Genomic DNA, 17346 nt, shown 5'->3' on the forward strand with positions numbered 1-17346 from the left:
TGTTGAAAGGCGCCCGGCACCGGGGGTTGTGCCCACCTGTTCCGCCCTGCGGAACGCCTGCCCACAACGGCAGCCGGTACCACCCCACCCGTACACCCCCCACCTCCGCACCATCGTCCTGCGCTGGTGACAGGCCCGTACCTCCCAGGCCGAACCGATCAGCATCACAGCGCAAGGACCCCCACATGCATCAAGACCCCTACGCGATCATCCGCGTCATGTACCTCGGCGCAGGTCACTGCATACGCCGGTGCCTGAACGGAAGGCGAGACCACCACAACACGGCAGCGGAGTGCCGAGTTCCGCCCGTAAGGCGTACAGGCGTACAGGCGTACAGGCGTACAGGCGTACAGGCGGAAGGGCGTTACGCGGACGCGTCGCCGCTGAGTCGCTGGACGCCCTTGAGCAGCACCGAGTGGTCGAGGTCGCCCCAGCCCTGGGCGCGGGCGGCGGCGATCTGCTGGGCGGCGACCGCGCCGACGGGCAGCACGGCGCCGACGGTGCGGGCCGCGTCCGTGACGATGCCCATGTCCTTGTGGTGCAGGTCGACCTTGAAGCCCGGCCGGTACTCGTGGAGCAGGAAGTTCTCCATCTTCCGGGTCAGGACCGCCGAGCCGGCGAGGCCGCCGTTCAGGACCTCCAGGGCCGCCTTCAGGTCGACGCCGGACTTCTCCAGGAACGTGATCGCCTCGGCGCAGGCCTCCAGATTCACGGCGACGATCAGCTGGTTGGCGGCCTTCACGGTCTGGCCGGCGCCGTGCGGACCGCAGTGCACGATCGTCGTGCCCATGGCTTCGAGGACCGGCCGCGCGGCGTCGAAGTCGGGCTTGTCGCCGCCGACCATGATCGACAGGATGCCCTCGACGGCGCCCGCCTCGCCGCCGGAGACCGGGGCGTCGAGGACGCGGACGCCGTGGTCGCGGGCGTTCTCGGCCAGGTCGACGGAGGTCTGCGGCGTGATCGAGGAGTGGTCGATCAGGAGGGCGCCGGGACGGGCGTTCTCCAGGATCCCGTCCGGCCCGTACGCCACCGCCTCGACCTCGGGGGAGGCCGGCACCATCGTGATCACGATGTCCGCGTCGCGCACCGCGTCCGCGATCGTGGCGGCCGCGGTGCCGCCCGCCTCGACGAGCGGCGCGGTCTTCTCCGGGCTGCGGTTCCAGCCGGTGACGGTGTGCCCGGCGCGCACCAGGTTGACCGCCATCGGGCTGCCCATGATGCCGAGGCCGATGAAACCGATCTTCGCCATGCCTGCCTGCCCCTGCTTTCCGTGTGCTTCCGTGCAATCGCTGCTACTGCTACTGCTACTGCTACTGGCTACTGCTTCTTCTTGGCCGCGGCCTTCATCTCCTGCTTGTACGCCCGCACCTTCGCCAGCGTCTCCGGTCCCGTGATGTCGGCCGCCGAGCGGAACGCGTCCTTCTCGCCGTAGACGCCGGCCGCCTCGCGCCAGCCCCTGGGCGTGACGCCGTACTGCTTGCCGAGGAGCGCCAGGAAGATCTGCGCCTTCTGGTCCCCGTACCCGGGCAGGGCCTTGAGGCGGGCGAGGAGTTCCGTGCCGCTGCTCGCGTCGCGCCAGACGGCCTCGGCCTCGCCGCCGTACTCGTCGACGAGGTACTGGCAGAGCTTCTGCACCCGGCCCGCCATCGAGCCGGGATAGCGGTGCACGGCAGGCTTCTCCTTCATCAGCTCGGCGAACTGCTCCGGGTCGTAGGCCGCGATGTCGTGCGCGTCCAGGTCGTCCGCCTGCAGTCGTTCCGCGATGACGTACGGGCCGGAGAACGCCTTCTCCATCGGGACCTGCTGGTCGAGCAGCATGCCCACGAGCGCGGCCAGCGGACTGCGCCCGAGCAGCGCGTCGGCCTGCGGCTCCTGGGCGAGGTGGATGTCGGCGGGCTTCGGTGCGTTGGTCATGCCTCGATGATCGCGCAGCGTGCGCCGGGCGTCGTCCGGTACGCGCCCGCCCGGGCCGCGGCCGCCGCCGCCCGCGCCGCGCGCTCCGCCGCCTCCTCGTCGAGCGGGGCGCCGGACAGCAGGAACCGGTGGTAGAGGGGTGCGGAGACCGCTCGTACGACCTCGTGGGGGTCCGTGTCCGGGGGCAACTCGCCGCGCTGGACGGCCAGTTCGACACAGGGCGCCCACTCGGCGACGCGGATCTCGTAGAAGCGGTGCAGGGCGTGCGCGGTCCGCTCGTCGCAGGTCGCCGCCGCGATCACCGCGCGGAACAGCGGGCCCTGGCGCGGATCGGTGAGCGTGGTGCGGACCAGATGGGCGTTGGCGCGCAGGTCGTCGAGGAGCGCGCCGGTGTCAGTACGGGGCGAGGACTGCTCGGCCATGTCCGCGAGCAGGTCGGCGACCAGGGCGGTGGTCGAGCCCCAGCGGCGGTACACGGTGGTCTTGCCGACTCCGGCGCGGCGCGCGACCTCGCTCAGGTCGAGGCCCGCGAACCCGCCCTCGGCGAGCGCGTCCCCCGCGGCGTCGAGCACGGCCGCCCGCACCCGGGCGGTACGGCCGCCGGGGCGGACGGTGCCGGGGTCGGGCGTTTCCGGTGGGGTGTCGTCGGAGGCCATGCCGTCAGCGTAACGGGGTTTGTGTTCCCTTAAGGGTGAGACCTAGGGGGGTGGGTGGGGTTTTTCAGTGGTGCCAGGCCTTGCCGCCCGTGTTGTGGATCATCCGCTGCAGGACCTTCAGCGTCGTGAGGAAGTCCGCGTCGGGCACGCCCTCGTGGATGCGCGCGAGGGACTTCCGCTGGCGGGCGGTGGCGCGTTCGAGCAGGTCATGGCCGGTGTCGGTCAGGGAGATGGACTCCTCGTCCGCCGTCGCAAGGATGCCGCGCTCGATCAGCTCGTCGATGTCCGACCGCAGCGCGTCGCCCACGTCGAGGTAGCCGCGCAGCATCGTGAACACGTCCTCGCGCGGTCTGGCCCCCTCTCGTACCTGGCTGATCACCCACCACTGCGGCTGCGTGAGGCCGACCTCGGTGAGGCCCGCGCGGATGTAGTCGATGACCGCCTTGTTGGCGGCCCAACTCCAGTACCCGATCGGCTGGTTGAGCAGCCCGGCGTCGTCGTGGGTGTAGTGGAACTCCTGGTCCTGGCCCTGGTTCTCGCCCTGGTTCTCGCGCTGGTTCTCGCGCTGGTTCTCGCCCTGGTTCTGGTCCTGGTCGTGCTGTGTCGTCGCCATGTGGCGAACGTAGGACCTCAATCGAAGTTGAGGTCAAGGGTGAGGAGTTGGTCGATCGCGCCCTTGATCCGCCGCGCCGGGTAGCCGCGTTCGGCGCGCAGGTGGTGCAGCAGGCTCGGCGCCATCGGGGCGAGCAGCAGATGCGCGAGCACCGGCGCGTCCGCCTCCGGGCGCGCCTGCCCGACGAGCATCGCGACGTGCGTGTGCACGGTCGCGTACGGCCCCCCGCGGAACCGGGCGCCCGGATCGGCCGCCTCCGCGGCGAGGCTCACGGCGTGCTGCTCGTCGATGTGGTCGGCGAGCGCGTGCAGGAAGGCGCGCAGCCGCTCGGCGGGCGGGGCGTCCGGGCCCAGCGGCGGCGGGCCGCTGAGGAAGGCCTCCTGGAGCCGCATCTCGCGGTCGTTGAGGAGGGCGATGAGCAGCTGCGCGACGGTGCCGAAGCGGCGGTAGACCGTGCCCACGCCGATGCCGCTGGCGTGCGCGACGGCGTTCATCGTGACCGCGTCCGCGCCCCGCTCCGCGACCAGGCGGGCCGCGGCGTCCAGGATCTTGCGCCGGTTCCTGGCCGCGTCCGCGCGCTCGGGCGGCGGCTGGCCCACGAGCGGCAGCGCGAGGTGCGGCTGGTCGGGGCGCGGCCGGTCGGCGTACGGCTGGTCAAGGTGCTGCTGGTCGCGGCGCGGCTTGTCGGGGGTGGCGCTCATGTCCTGAGCGTACGCGCGGCGCGGCGCACCGGAAAGTTATCCGTTTCGACCCCCGTACGCCCTTGCGAAGTGGATAGCGATCCGCTTCACTGGTCCTCGTACGGGAAGCGGATAACAGTCCGTTTCCTCTCGGCGAGCCCGCGGGGGCCGCCTTCGGTGAGCCTCGCCAGGGGCCGCGAGCGAAAGGGATCCACCATGAGCGCCAAGATCGCCGTCATCTACTACTCCGCCACCGGCACCGTGCACCAGCTCGCCCAGGCCATGGCCGAGGGCGCGGAGAAGGAGGGCGCCGAGGTCCGCCTGCGCCGCGTCGGCGAGCTCGCCCCGGACGCGGCGATCGACGCCAACTCCGCCTGGCGCGAGCATGTCGACGCGACCAAGGACCAGGTGGAGGTCGCCACGCTCGACGACCTGACCTGGGCGGACGGATACGCACTCGGCTCCCCGACCCGGTACGGCAACATCGCGTCCCAGCTCAAGCAGTTCATCGACTCGACCGGCGGGCTGTGGGCGCAGGGCGTCTTCCAGGACAAGCCCTTCACCGGTTTCAGCAGCGCGCACAACCTGCACGGCGGCAACGAGTCCACGCTCCTCGCCCTCTACAACACCGCGCACCACTGGGGTTCGCTGATCGTCTCGCCCGGCTTCACGGACGAGTCGGTGTACGCCGCCGGCGGCAACCCCTACGGCACAGTGCACCCCGGCGCCTCCGGCCCCGTCACGGACGCCGCGCTCGACGCCGCCCGCCACCAGGGCGCCCGCCTCGCCCGCCTCACGGCCAAGGTCGCGGCGTAAGGACGGGTGGGGTCAGTGGGGGGCAGGGTGAGGGCGGTCAGAGGTGGCGGCGTAAGGACGGGCAGGGGCCGGGCCCCGGGTGTCACGCGCGCTCGAACCGGACGCCCCGGTCGTCCACCGGTCCGTGGCGCAGCAGCCGTACGTCACGCGGATAGTTCTGGTTGAGCCGCCACGGCGCCGTCGCCCCCTGCTTCGGCAGCGCGTCGAGGGAGCGCAGTACGTACCCCGAGGCCAGATCGATGAGCGGCCGCAACTCGCCGCCGTCGTCCGGGAGTCGGGGCGTGCAGCTGCGGTAGCCGTGCCGGTCCATGTGTGCGAGCAGCCGGCAGACGTACGTCGCGACGAGATCGGCCTTCAGGGTCCAGGACGCGTTGGTGTAGCCGATGGTCAGCGCGAAGTTGGGCACGCCGGACAGCATCATCCCCTTGTACGCGACGGTGTCCGCGATCTCGATCTCCTTGCCGTCGACGGCCAGTTCCATCCCGCCGATCGCCAGCAGATTCAGGCCCGTCGCCGTCACGACGACATCGGCTGCCAGCTCCTCGCCCGAGCGGAGCCGCACCCCGGTGGGCGTGAAACCGGCGACCGCGTCCGTCACCACGGAGGCCCGGCGCCTGCGGATCGCCGTGAACAGATCCCCGTCGGGGGCTATGCACAGGCGCTGGTCCCAGGGCCCGTACTCCGGCCGGAAGTGCGTGTCCACGTCGAACCCGCTGGGCAGTTGACGGCGGGCGGCCCGGCGCAGCGCGCCCGCGACGAACCTCGGGGCGCGCCGGCTGAGCTGGAAATTGGCGAGGGCGAGGAGCGCGTTCTTCCAGCGCAGCGCGCTGCCCGCGGCGCGGCGCGGCAGGATCCGGGCCAGCGGGCGCGCGAACACGTCGTTCGACGGCAGTGTCAGGACGTGGCTGGGCGAGCGCTGCACCATCGTCACGTGCTCCGCGGCCCCGGCGAGCGCGGGCACCAGCGTCACGGCGGTCGCGCCGCTGCCGATCACCACGATCCGCTTGCCGGTGTGGTCCAGATCGGCCGGCCAGTGCTGCGGGTGGACGAGCCGCCCGCCGTACTCCCCGATGCCGGGAAAGTCCGGTGTGTACCCCTTGTCGTAGCGGTAGTAACCGGAGCAGACGAAGAGGAACGTGCAGGTCAGCCGCGTGGCTGTGCCGTCCGTACGGCTCGCGGCCACCGTCCACCGGCCCTGCGCCGAGGACCACTCGGCCCGCGTCACCCGGTGCCCGAACCGGATCGCCCGGTCCACGCCGTAGGCCCGCGCGGTCTCCTGGATGTACGCGCGGATCGAGGCCCCGTCGACGATCGCCCGCTCCTGGGTCCACGGCCGGAACGAGTAGCCGAGCGTGTGCATGTCCGAGTCCGAGCGCACCCCCGGGTACCGGAACAGGTCCCAGGTCCCGCCGATCGCGTCCCGCCCCTCCAGCACGGCGAAGCTCTTGCCCGGAGCGCTGCGCCGCAGGTGACAGGCCGCGCCGACGCCGGAGAGACCGGCTCCGACGATGAGGACGTCGACGTGCTCGACGTCCGGCTGCTCGCCCTTGTCCTGTTCGTGCTGCGGTGCCTGCGGCATCTCGTCTCCCGGCCGGGTGGGGGTGGACTCCCAGTCCACCCGGTCGTCGGGCGCGTGCGCTACCCCTTGCCGGTCCGTGCGCCGGGCTCGCGGTCGAGCTCGGCCACGGCTGTCTCGGCTGTCTCGGCTGTCTCGGCTGTCCGCACCGTGCCCTTGTCCTTGTCCTTGTCCTTGTCCTTGTCCTTGTCCTTGGTACGCGTACGCCGCCCCGATCCCGTACGAGACCCCGATCCCGTACGAGGTCCCAACGCCGTACGGGTACGCCGTCCCGATCCCGTCCGCACCGCCCCGATGCTCGCCGAGACCACGAGCGCGATGGCCAGCCATTGCGTGAGCGCCAACTGCTGCCCGAGGACGAGGAGTCCGGCCAGGGCGGCGACCGCGGGCGCGAGGCTCATCAGGACGGCGAAGGTCGACGCGGGCAGCCGCCGCAGCGCGAACAGCTCCAGGGAGTACGGCAGCCCGGACGCCAGCGCGGCGAGCGCGAGCCCGAGCGCCAGCGTCGACGGCACGACCAGGGCGGCGCCCGCGCTCGCCACCCCGATCGGCAGGCTGACCAGGGCCGCCACGCTCATCGCCAGCGCGAGCCCGTCCGCCCGCGGGAACCGCGCCCCGGCCCGCGCGCTCATCAGGATGTACGCGGCCCACATCGCGCCGGCGCCGAGCGCGAACGCGACACCGGCCAGGTTCAACTGGCCGAAGCCGCCCTCGCCGAGCAGGAACACCCCGACCAGCGCGAGCGCGGCCCACAGCAGGCTGGCGAGCCGCCGCGAAGTGAACACGGACAGCGCGAGCGGACCGAGGACTTCCAGCGTCACCGCCGGGCCCAGCGGGATCCGCTCGATGGACTGGTAGAACAGCGTGTTCATCCCGCCGAGCGCAAGGCCGAAGCCGCACACCACGGCCCAGTCCGACCGCCCGTGCCCGCGCAGCCGCGGCCGGCACACGACCAGCAGCAGCACGGCCGAGAGCACGAGCCGCAGCGTGACGATCCCGAGGGCACCGGCCCGCGGGAACAGCAGCGCGGCGACCGCCGAGCCGAACTGCGTGGACAGCGCACCGGCCACCACGAGCCCCACCCCGACCATCCGGCCGGGACCGCCCGACGGCGCGTGACCTGTCGCCGTGGCGGCGGACGGCGGAGCGGAGCGCGAGGCGGTCGTCGTCATGCCCTCCACGCTACGGAGCGCTCCGTTCCAGGTGAAATGCACAACAGCCGGTGGTTATGCTCGATACGCATGACCGTGCGCACGCTGGTGAGAGGAGAGGGCGGGACGACGATGGCCGTAGAACTGCGCCACCTGCGCTGCTTCCTCGCGATCGCCGAAGCGGGCACGATCACCCGCGCCGCGGCCCGCCTCCACATGAGCCAGCCCGCGCTCTCCCGCACCCTGCGCGCCCTCGAGGAACACCTCGGCGCACGGCTCGTCGACCGCTCGACGCACCACCTCGAACTCACCCCGGAAGGCCGGGTGTTCCGCGACCGCGCGGCCGCCGCCGTCGCCGCAGTGGACGCCGCGCTCGATCCCGGCGCCCTGGCCTCTTGGCCGCTGCGCCTCGGCCACACCGGCCCCGCGCTCGGCGAGCACACCTCGGAACTCCTGCGCCGCTGGGACCGGCGGCACCCCGAGACGCCCCTTGAGCTGCTCCGTATCGACGACCGCACGGCCGGGCTCACCCAGGGCAGGTCGGACGCCGCCCTGCTGCGCGCCCCGCTCCTCGCCCCCGGATTCGTCAGCGAGACGCTGCTCACCGAGCGCCGGGTCGCCGTCATGGCGGCCGACAGCGAGCTCGCCGCGCGCGCCGAGCTGACCCTCGCGGATCTCGCGGACCAGCCGGTCGCCATCAACACCGTTTCCGGCATCACGAACCTCGACCTCTGGCCCGCCACCCGACGGCCCACGTCAGTGGTGTCGGTGACCAATACGGACGACTGGCACGCCGCGATCGCCGCAGGCCGCGCCATCGGCGTCACCCCCGAATCCACTCCCCGTATGAACGCTCACCCCGCCGTCGCCTACCGCCCCCTCGTCGACGCCCCCGACGTACCGGTCCTGCTCGCCTGGCGCGAACACGGCGGCCATCCGGCGGTCCCGGACCTGGTGGCCCTGGCCCGCGAAACGGTCGGCTGAAAAGGGCTCTTCCTGAGACGCCGGACTCTCCCCGGCCCGGCGGGCAGGCTCTCGGCTCGGCTCTGCTCAGCTCGCCTCGGCTCTGCTCAGCTCTGCGGTTCGCCGATGTCGACCATCCACGGCACGCCGAACTTGTCCGTGCACATGCCGAAGACATCCCCCCACATCTGCTTCTCCAGGGGCACGCTCACGGCGCCGTCGGCGGAGAGCTTCTCCCAGTACCGGCGCAGCTCGGCGTCGTCGTCACCGCTGAGGCTCACCGAGAAGTTGCTGCCCGGCTTGAACTCCATGCCGGGCGGGGTGTCCGCGCCCATCAGCGTGAAGCCGCTCGAGGTCTGCAGCCTGCCGTGCATGATCTGGTCGGCCTCGGCGCCGCTGGCTGTGCCGCCGAAGTCACCGAAGGTGTTCAGCGCGAGCTCGCCGCCGAAGACCTCCTTGTAGAACTCCAGGGCCTGCCGGGCGTCACCGTCGAAGCTGAGGTACGGGTTGAGGAGCGAAGCCATGGGAACCTCCTGAAACATGATCAATCCGGATCAAGCCGCTGATGACTTCAGGCTAGTCGGGCCCACTGACAACGGCCCCTCGGCGCACCTCGGGCCGCTCGGGCCGTTACTCAGGCAGCTCGGCAGCTCGGCAGCTCGGCAGCTCGGCAGCTCGGCAGCTCGGCAGCTCGGCAGCTCGGCAGCTCGGCAGCTCGGCAGCTCGGCAGCTCGGGCGGCTCACCCGGCTCACGCGGCCGTGAGCGCCACGGCGGCTGCCCAGCCCACGTAGCCGACGTTCACCAAGAGCCGCGCCACCACCCCGGCCGGTCGCCACAGCACGCCCGGCCGACCGCGGTGCACGGACCGCAGCGCGTCGAGATGCGGCACGAGATACACGACGAAGAGCCCGGCGGCCGCCCACGCCCCGACCACCCGGCTCGCGGGCAGCAGCACGAGCGCCCCCACGAACACCTCCACCACCCCGGACGCCCCCACGAGCAGCCCACCCCGCCGCCCGAGCCAGTCCGGCACCAGCGACCGGAAGTAGCGCGGGAACGCGAAGTGCGAACAACCCACCGCCACAAGGAACACCGCCAGCGCGACGGCAGCCATAGAGTCCATGACGCGATGGTCGACTCAACCCGCACCTGGACGCTTGAACAGAACGATCGGCACCGGACGTTCGCGACCGGCCCCGAGGCGACCCTGTTCGCCGAGTCCGGGCCGTTCGCCGTCACCCGCCACCGCCACCCGGCCTGGAAGCTGGTCCTCCCGACCTCCGGCCACGCCGTACTCGGCCGCGACACCCGCCCACCGCTCACCGCCCCCGGCCTGCTCGTGCCCCCGCAACTGGCCCACACCTGCGCCACGACCTCCGGCTACGCCGCCCTGTTCATCGACGCCTGGCACCTCCGCGGCGACCTGGGTCTCGTACGCCTGGACCCCCACGCCGTACGACGACTGCTCGCGGCCCTCGGCCCGATCGCCCCAGACGCGGCCCCGCCCGACCTGACCGCCGCCCACACCGAACTCCTGGCCCTGCTGCGCACGCACACGGGAACCACACCCACCCTGGACGCGCGCGTGCTGCACGCTTTGCGCGAGGCCACCCGCACCACCCCGCACGCACCCTTGGGCGAGATCGCCGCCGACGTCGCCCTGTCCCCACCCCGACTGCGCACGCTGGTCCGGGAATCGGTGGGCATCCCCCTGGTCCTCCTGCGCCGCTGGTCCCGCCTCCGCGAGGCGATCGCGACCCTTCCGCACACCTCCCCGGCCACGGCCGCGGCGACAGCGGGCTTCACGGACCAGCCCCACCTGAACCGCACGTCCCGCGCGCTGCTGGGGCGGACTCCGGGGGCGCTGTGGGGCGATCGGAGTTGAGGACGGAACCGGGAAGAGCGGGAGAAGGCCGGCCCACCCGGCGGGAAACCCGGCCGACTTGGCGGCGGACAACGTCGAAGGGCCCCACCGCGAACGGTGGGGCCCTTCGACTTCGTGCCCGGTGAGGCACTGGCGGAGGATACGAGATTCGAACTCGTGAGGGGTTGCCCCCAACACGCTTTCCAAGCGTGCGCCCTAGGCCACTAGGCGAATCCTCCGCGGCAAACAATACAAGACGTTGAGGAGTGCTCGCGAACTCGTTCCCCCCGGCCCGGAGCATGTACTCTTGGCGCAGCCCCTCACGTGGCGCTATCTGACTGAACTCCCCCAGGGCCGGAAGGCAGCAAGGGTAGGTCGGCTCTGGCGGGTGCGTGGGGGGCGCTTGCGTTTCCGGGCAGGGGCCGCGGGCTCGGGCGGGACCGGTTGTCAGTGGGCACCGATAACCTCGTATGCGTGTCGTCCCTTGCGCTGTACCGCCGTTATCGCCCGGAGTCGTTCGCCGAGGTCATCGGGCAGGAACATGTGACCGACCCGCTGCAGCAGGCGCTGCGGAACAACCGGGTCAATCACGCGTACCTGTTCAGTGGCCCGCGCGGCTGCGGCAAGACGACCAGCGCGCGCATCCTGGCGCGCTGCCTCAATTGTGAGCAAGGTCCCACTCCCACCCCCTGCGGCGAGTGCCAGTCCTGCCGCGACCTCGCGCGCAACGGACCGGGTTCGATCGACGTCATCGAGATCGACGCGGCTTCGCACGGTGGCGTGGACGACGCCCGTGACCTGCGCGAGAAGGCCTTCTTCGGCCCGGCCGGCAGTCGGTACAAGATCTACATCATCGACGAGGCCCACATGGTCACCTCGGCGGGCTTCAACGCCCTCCTGAAGGTGGTCGAGGAGCCCCCGGAGCACCTCAAGTTCATCTTCGCGACGACGGAGCCCGAGAAGGTCATCGGCACGATCCGCTCGCGTACGCACCACTACCCCTTCCGTCTTGTCCCGCCCGGCACCCTGAGGGACTACCTCGGAGAGGTCTGCGGCAAGGAGGACATCCCCGTCGCCGACGGCGTGCTGCCGCTCGTCGTGCGGGCCGGTGCCGGATCCGTCCGTGACTCCATGTCCGTCATGGACCAACTCCTCGCGGGAGCGGGCGCGGACGGTGTGACGTACGCCATGGCGACGGCCCTGCTCGGGTACACGGAGGGCTCGCTGCTCGACTCCGTCGTCGACTCCTTCGCGGCCGGTGACGGCGCCGCCGCCTTCGAGGTGGTGGACCGCGTCATCGAGGGCGGCAACGACCCGCGCCGCTTCGTCGCCGACCTGCTCGAGCGGCTGCGCGACCTGGTCATCCTCGCCGCCGTTCCGGACGCCGCCGAGAAGGGCCTGATCGACGCCCCCGCCGATGTCGTGGAGCGCATGCAGGCGCAGGCCGGGGTCTTCGGCGCCGCCGAGCTGAGCCGTGCCGCCGACCTCGTCAACGAGGGCCTGACGGAGATGCGCGGCGCCACCTCGCCGCGGCTCCAGCTGGAGCTGATCTGCGCGCGCGTGCTGCTGCCCGCCGCGTACGACGACGAGCGCGCCGTCCTCGCCCGGCTCGACCGCCTGGAGCGCGGCGGGAACTTCAGCACCGGCGCCCAGGCTCCCGCGATGGGGTACGTGCCGGGGCCCGACGCCCACGCGCCCGTGCCGCCATCCGGTCCCGCTGTGCCTCCCGGCGGTGGTCCGGCTGCCGCGCGTGCTGCGGTGCGTGGCGGGGGCCCGGCTCCGGCCGGTGCCGCCCCGGCCCCTGCCCCCGCCGCCGCCCCGGAAGCCACGTCTCCGGGGTCGACCCCCACTCCGACCGCCCCGACGGCCCCTGCCCCGGCACCCGCTCCCGCCGAGCCCGCCCCGGCGCCCGCGGAGCCCACCGCTCCGGCAGCCGCCCCGATGACCCCGGCCGCGCAGACCGGCGGTCCGCCTGCCGCGTCCACGCCCTCGCCCACGCCCTCGCCCTCGTCCACGCCCGCATCCGCGCCCGGTGCCTGGCCGACGGTCTCGGGTGCGGGTTCCGGCGGCGGCGGCCCCGCTCAGGGTGCTGCGCCGTCGGGCGGCGCCCCCGCCTCGCGTCCCGGTGCCTGGCCCACGGCCGCCCCCGCGGGTGGTGGCCGTCCGAACCCGCCGAGCCCCGCCCCGGCCGCCGCACCGCAGGCGCCGCAGCCTCCGCAAGGGCCGCCGGCCGGTGCCGCCCCGGCAGGCCCGCCCGCCGGAGGGATGGACGCCCGCAGCCTGTGGCCGAACATCCTGGAGGCCGTCAAGAACCGCCGCCGCTTCACCTGGATCCTGCTCAGCCAGAACGCCTCGGTGGCCGGGTTCGACGGCCAGACCCTGCAGCTCGGCTTCATCAATGCCGGCGCCAGGGACAACTTCACGAGCAGCGGCAGCGAGGACGTGCTCCGCCAGGCCCTGGCCGAGCAGTTCAACGCGCACTGGAAGATCGAGGCCATCGTCGACCCGTCGGGCGGGGCCGCGCCGCCGCCCGCCGCGGCCAACTTCGGCGGCGCCCCGGCCCCCCGCCAGCCCGCGCCCCAGCCTCCGTCCCAGCCCCAGGCCCCGGCACAGCCCCAGCAGCCCCAGGCCTCGGCCCCGCAGCGCCCCGCACCGCCGCAGGCCTCGGCCCCCGCGCAGGCGTCCCCGGCCCCGCGGCCCGCGCCCTCCGCCCCGGAGCCCCCGCTGTACTCCATCGAGGACGACGTCCCGGCGGACGACGACCCGGACCTGGACGACTCGGCGCTCTCCGGACACGACCTGATCGTGCGGGAGTTGGGTGCGACGGTGGTCGAGGAATTCACGAACGAATAGAGAACGGATAGCGAGCGGAAAGAGAGCGGATAGAGAGCGGACAGAGGGGGGCCGCGGGCGAACAGGGGGAGGAGCGAGCCGGGCGGCGCCAGCCATGTGCACCGTCCACGTAGAGGAACCTACGAAGAGGGACGCGTCTCACGCCCGTCGCCCCGTACGAAAGCACGGGGTCGTTCGGGCTAGGCTGCACGTGTGAAGGTCCTCGTCATCGGCAGCGGCGCCCGCGAACACGCCCTGTGCCGCTCTCTGTCCCTCGACCCGGCGGTCACCGCCCTGCACTGCGCGCCCGGCAACGCCGGCATCGCGGAGGTCGCGGAGCTGCACGCGGTCGATGCCCTCGACGGCGCCGCCGTGGCCGCGCTCGCCACCGAGCTCGGTGCCGGCCTGGTCGTGGTCGGTCCGGAGGCGCCCCTCGTCGCGGGGGTCGCCGACGCCGTGCGCGCGGCGGGCATCCCCTGCTTCGGCCCGTCCGGTGAGGCGGCGCAGCTGGAAGGCTCCAAGGCGTTCGCCAAGGACGTCATGGCCGCCGCCGGTGTGCCCACGGCCCGCTCGTACGTCTGCACCACCCCGGCCGAGGTCGACGAGGCGCTCGACGCGTTCGGCGCTCCGTACGTCGTGAAGGACGACGGACTGGCCGCGGGCAAGGGTGTCGTCGTCACCGACGACATCGAGGCCGCGCGGGCGCACGCGAACGCCTGCGAGCGCGTGGTGATCGAGGAGTTCCTGGACGGCCCCGAGGTCTCCCTCTTCGCGATCACCGACGGTGTGACGGTGCTGCCGCTCACCCCCGCCCAGGACTTCAAGCGCGCCCTCGACGGCGACGAAGGCCCCAACACCGGTGGCATGGGCGCCTATTCGCCGCTGCCGTGGGCCGACCCGAAGCTGGTCGACGAGGTCCTCGAGACGGTGCTCCAGCCCACGGTCGACGAGCTGCGGCGCCGCGGAACGCCGTTCTCCGGACTGCTGTACGCGGGCCTTGCCATCACCTCGCGCGGTGTGCGGGTGATCGAGTTCAACGCCCGCTTCGGCGACCCCGAGACCCAGGTCGTCCTGGCCCGCCTCAAGACCCCGCTCGCCGGAGTCCTGCTGCACGCCGCAGAGGGCACCCTCGCCGACGAGCCCCCGCTGAACTGGAGCGAGGACGCCGCGGTCACCGTGGTCGTCGCCTCGCACAACTACCCGGGCACGCCGCGCACCGGCGACCCCATCGACGGCCTCGACGAGGTGGCGGAGCAGGACGCTCCGCACGCGTACGTGCTGCACGCCGGCACCAAGCGCGACGGCGAAGCGGTCGTCAGCGCGGGCGGCCGCGTGCTGTCCGTGACCGCGACCGGCAGCGACCTCGCCCAGGCGCGGGAGCGCGCGTACGCCGCCGTCGGCCGGATCCGGCTCGACGGCGGACAGCACCGCACCGACATCGCGGCGAAGGCCGCCGCCGGGACTCCGACCGCCGGCTGACCAGCGCCCGCCCGCACCTCACCGGACTGCGCGGAGCCGTGATCTTCACGGCCCCGCGCAGTCCGCGTTCGTACGCCCGGAGAGCGCGCCGCCGCGTACGCCCCGCGCCGCCTTGCCAACGCCCCGCACCACCTTGCGTACGCCCCGTACCGGCCTTGCGTACGCCCCGGATGCGCCCCGCGTGCGCCTTCCGCTAGCCGATCCGATCTGACGCCTGATCGGGGCCGTGATCGTCATCCACCTTTAGCCAAAGCCATTCCATCGAGTGACCGCTGGCCCATCCGGCTGACGGGCCCCGAGGCCCCAACTAGGGTGCGGCGCAGGCATTCCGGCACTTGGCCCACCGGCATTGCGATGTCAGTGGTGGGTGCCACAGTGGGGGAGTGAGCAAAGCCGTCGCAGGGCAGAGGGGGTGACGTCCGGCCGTGTCCGGAACCGGTATGGAGGGCGAGATGGGCGCGCAGGCGGCGCGCTTCCGTGCGCTGGCCGTGCTGCGGGTGCGCAGCCGGGCGATCGCGGTGGCTCTGCTGCCCGCGGCTGTGGCCGTGGTGCTGCTGGCCGGAGGCGTCACCGGCCGTATCGGCGGCGGGAGTTGGGACGTCGTCCGGTGGTTCGTGACGGGCGCCGCGCTGCTCGTGCTGCTCGCCGCGGCGGGCGTCGCCCTCGTGGTGGCCCGCGCGCGGCCGGCCGTCAGTCCGACGGTCCCGATCGCGGAGGAGTCCGCCCCGGATCTGTACCGCCTGGTGCGCGATCTCGCGGACCGGCTCGAGGTCCCTGCGCCCTCCGCCATAGCGCTCACGCCCGACTGCGACAGCTGGCTCGAGGACCGTACGCACCCGGCTCACGGCCCGCCCCTCCCCGCCGCCGAGGGCTCGCCGCCCGGCCGCTCCGCCGCGGATTCCGGCTCGGGGACAGCCGCCGAGACCGCCCCGGCGCCGCCCGCGCCGGTGCTCGTCATCGGCTCGCCCTTCCTGTGGTGGATGCGGGTCGCCGAGCTGCGCGCGGTCCTCGCCCCCGTCGTGGCCGGTACGGGACCTTCCGCCCACCCCGACATAGCGGCGGCCCGGCGCTTCGTGCGCGGCCTGGACGCGGCGGTCGCCGTGGCCTCGAAGCCGGGCCGGGGTTCGGTGCCGCGAGTCGTCCTGGCCGGGGTCGGCTGGGTCTCCCGGCTGCTGCTGCGGGCCTGCCGCGGGCACGCCGCGGAGATGGAGCGCGGCGTCGCCGCAGCCGCCGCGGAGCGCGCGAAGTCGGTGGACTACGGCCTGCGGATCGTCGCCCAGGAGCAGGTAGGCCTGGCGTACGCGGGCTGGGACCGGCTGCTCACCAGGGTCGCGCTGCCCGCCTGGCGCATGGGCCGCTGGCCGGACCGCCTGGACGCCGGAGTGGTCGCCGCCCTGACCGAGCTGTCCCGGCGGGACCGCCTCGCGGAGGGCTTCGCCTCCCGGCTCGGCGAGCGCCCCGCCTGTGACCTCCTTGAGGAGCCGGGCGTGGTGGACGAGGCGACGTCGCTGCTCGCCGCCCGCCTCTTCCACGGCGGCCCCGCCGAGCGGGGGCCGGACTGGGCGCCGGTCGGCTGGCAGGAGTATCCGGAGGAGGTCGTCGACCGGAAGTGGCGCACGGACGCCGCCCGCCTCCATCGCGTACTGAACGACCTGGGCGTACGCAGCACGAGCACAGACGCGGCCGGCACGATCACGGACGCACTCGGCACGATCACGGACGCACGCGGTGCCAGCACGGACGCGCACGGTGCGAGCACGGCGAAGGGTGACCCCGAGCCGCCCACGCTCGCCCGGATCATGGAGCACCTGGCAGCGAGACCGACCGGCGCCGGACCGAGTACGACAGCCCCCGGAACTGCGTCCTCCGGCACCGGGCCCAACGGCAGCACGCCCTCCGTCGGCGCCCCGGCACCCACTGCGGCCGCCTCCACCTCCGCCACCTCCGCCACCTCCACCTCCGCCACCTCCACCACCTCCACCTCCGCCGTCGGTACGCGGGCCAAGCCCGACCTCACCGAGGCCGACACCGCAATGGCCCCCGCCGACACCGCGACCTTCCCCGACCCCACCGCTCCCCTGGACCTCGCCGACGTGAGCCCCACCGAGGCGCCGGAGGCGGCGGAGTCGGCCGAGACCGCTGCTCTGGCCGCGCGGCTCACCGCGGAGGTGGCGCGGGAGGAGGCCGCCGTTCCGGTGCCCGCGGCGCCCGGGGGCGGGCCGGACGAAGTCCTGTGGGGTGACGGGCAGTTGCCGCTCTTCCCGCTGCAATCTCCGCGCTCAGGACGCGAGTTGCTCACGGATCACGTGCTGGCGATGATCTGCTGCGCCGCCGTCGACACCGCGGGTGCCGCCCCCGGCCTCGACTGGCTGGACGGGCCCACGCTGCTCGTCTCCGGTGAGCGTGCCGTGGACCTCACGCCCCGTGTGCAGAGCCTCGTGGAGGACGGCGACCCCGAGCCGTTGCGCGGCTGGCTGAAGGAGCTGGGCGTGCGCCCGGAGAAGCCGGTACGCCTGGTGTAGACCCGGCGCAGACCGTCACAGCAGTAGGGGGACAAGCCCCGATACGCCCCCAACACCCCTGAGAAACCCTGAATTTCGCGACGAAGGGTGACGGTGTGCATGCGTGATGTGATGTGCTGTGGCCGAAGCAGGCCAGACGCACACGCCCGCTGAACGGCGACCGAGAACGCAGATCGCAGACCGCAGATCGCACGCTAGACCGCAGACCGCAGACCGCAGACCGCAGACCGCAGACCGCAGACCGCAGAAAACGCAGAACCCGAAGGAGCGAAGAAAGGG

14 protein-coding genes, 1 tRNA gene, 1 other RNA gene and 1 pseudogene are annotated in these 17346 nt (G+C 73.0%); 7 read left to right on the forward strand and 10 right to left on the reverse strand.

What is annotated here, in order from left to right; translation table 11 throughout:
* Positions 1-364: 364 nt before the first annotated feature.
* The 5 genes from RCO28_RS26035 to RCO28_RS26055 form a co-directional block, all read right to left on the reverse strand.
* Entirely contained in the window at positions 365-1249 is an 885-nt protein-coding gene (locus RCO28_RS26035) for a 2-hydroxy-3-oxopropionate reductase (protein ID WP_308943703.1), read from the reverse strand.
* A 68-nt stretch (positions 1250-1317) separates the two neighbouring features.
* Positions 1318-1914 carry an HhH-GPD-type base excision DNA repair protein gene (locus RCO28_RS26040; RefSeq protein ID WP_308943704.1) on the reverse strand — a complete coding sequence of 199 codons (597 nt, stop codon included), beginning with the start codon at positions 1912-1914 and terminating at the stop codon, positions 1318-1320.
* Complete coding sequence (locus RCO28_RS26045; RefSeq protein WP_308943705.1) at positions 1911-2570, reverse strand: TetR/AcrR family transcriptional regulator; 660 nt, start codon at positions 2568-2570, stop codon at positions 1911-1913. The genes RCO28_RS26040 and RCO28_RS26045 overlap by 4 nt, the downstream gene beginning before the upstream one ends.
* Positions 2571-2634: 64 nt before the next feature.
* Positions 2635-3183, reverse strand: a complete 549-nt coding sequence (locus RCO28_RS26050) for a MarR family winged helix-turn-helix transcriptional regulator (RefSeq protein ID WP_308943706.1) — start codon at positions 3181-3183, stop codon at positions 2635-2637.
* Between the two features lie 17 nt (positions 3184-3200).
* The gene (locus tag RCO28_RS26055; RefSeq protein WP_308943707.1) at positions 3201-3884 is read right to left on the reverse strand and encodes a helix-turn-helix domain-containing protein; all 684 of its coding nucleotides are present in this window, start codon (positions 3882-3884) and stop codon (positions 3201-3203) included.
* A 195-nt stretch (positions 3885-4079) separates the two neighbouring features.
* Between RCO28_RS26055 and wrbA the strand changes: the two genes are divergently transcribed.
* Entirely contained in the window at positions 4080-4679 is a 600-nt protein-coding gene (gene wrbA / locus RCO28_RS26060; RefSeq protein ID WP_308943708.1) for an NAD(P)H:quinone oxidoreductase, read from the forward strand.
* Between the two features lie 82 nt (positions 4680-4761).
* Here wrbA and RCO28_RS26065 read toward each other — a convergent pair whose 3' ends face one another.
* Both RCO28_RS26065 and RCO28_RS26070 read right to left on the reverse strand, forming a co-directional pair.
* The gene (locus RCO28_RS26065) at positions 4762-6258 is read right to left on the reverse strand and encodes an NAD(P)/FAD-dependent oxidoreductase (protein ID WP_308943709.1); all 1497 of its coding nucleotides are present in this window, start codon (positions 6256-6258) and stop codon (positions 4762-4764) included.
* A gap of 260 nt (positions 6259-6518) precedes the next feature.
* Positions 6519-7427 (reverse strand): annotated as a pseudogene (locus RCO28_RS26070) (DMT family transporter); the annotation flags it as partial.
* A gap of 111 nt (positions 7428-7538) precedes the next feature.
* On the opposite strand from RCO28_RS26070, the gene RCO28_RS26075 reads away from it, so the two are divergent.
* Positions 7539-8390 carry a LysR substrate-binding domain-containing protein gene (locus tag RCO28_RS26075; protein WP_308943791.1) on the forward strand — a complete coding sequence of 284 codons (852 nt, stop codon included), beginning with the start codon at positions 7539-7541 and terminating at the stop codon, positions 8388-8390.
* 86 nt (positions 8391-8476) lie between these two features.
* Here the strand turns inward: RCO28_RS26075 and RCO28_RS26080 are convergent, their stop codons facing one another.
* Positions 8477-8893, reverse strand: a complete 417-nt coding sequence (locus RCO28_RS26080) for a VOC family protein (RefSeq protein WP_308943710.1) — start codon at positions 8891-8893, stop codon at positions 8477-8479.
* 225 nt (positions 8894-9118) lie between these two features.
* A complete protein-coding gene (locus tag RCO28_RS26085; RefSeq protein ID WP_308943711.1) occupies positions 9119-9493 on the reverse strand; it encodes a hypothetical protein in 375 nt (124 codons plus the stop codon).
* Positions 9494-9499: 6 nt separating this feature from the next.
* Between RCO28_RS26085 and RCO28_RS26090 the strand changes: the two genes are divergently transcribed.
* On the forward strand, positions 9500-10255 hold the full coding sequence (locus RCO28_RS26090) for a helix-turn-helix domain-containing protein (protein WP_308943712.1): 756 nt from the start codon (positions 9500-9502) through the stop codon (positions 10253-10255).
* A 130-nt stretch (positions 10256-10385) separates the two neighbouring features.
* Here the strand turns inward: RCO28_RS26090 and RCO28_RS26095 are convergent.
* Positions 10386-10473: transfer RNA gene (locus RCO28_RS26095), tRNA-Ser, on the reverse strand.
* Between the two features lie 72 nt (positions 10474-10545).
* On the opposite strand from RCO28_RS26095, the gene ffs reads away from it, so the two are divergent.
* The 4 genes from ffs to RCO28_RS26115 all read left to right on the forward strand — a co-directional run bounded on the left by ffs (position 10546) and on the right by RCO28_RS26115 (position 17067).
* Positions 10546-10644, forward strand: an RNA gene (gene ffs, locus RCO28_RS26100) — signal recognition particle sRNA small type.
* Between the two features lie 64 nt (positions 10645-10708).
* Complete coding sequence (locus RCO28_RS26105; RefSeq protein ID WP_308943713.1) at positions 10709-13087, forward strand: DNA polymerase III subunit gamma and tau; 2379 nt, start codon at positions 10709-10711, stop codon at positions 13085-13087.
* Between the two features lie 192 nt (positions 13088-13279).
* The gene (gene purD / locus RCO28_RS26110; RefSeq protein WP_308943714.1) at positions 13280-14545 is read left to right on the forward strand and encodes a phosphoribosylamine--glycine ligase; all 1266 of its coding nucleotides are present in this window, start codon (positions 13280-13282) and stop codon (positions 14543-14545) included.
* Between the two features lie 440 nt (positions 14546-14985).
* Positions 14986-17067, forward strand: a complete 2082-nt coding sequence (locus RCO28_RS26115; RefSeq protein ID WP_308943792.1) for a hypothetical protein — start codon at positions 14986-14988, stop codon at positions 17065-17067.
* The last annotated feature ends 279 nt before the right edge of the window (positions 17068-17346 follow it).

It is taken from the genome of Streptomyces sp. LHD-70 (assembly GCF_031157275.1).
Lineage (GTDB): Bacteria > Actinomycetota > Actinomycetes > Streptomycetales > Streptomycetaceae > Streptomyces.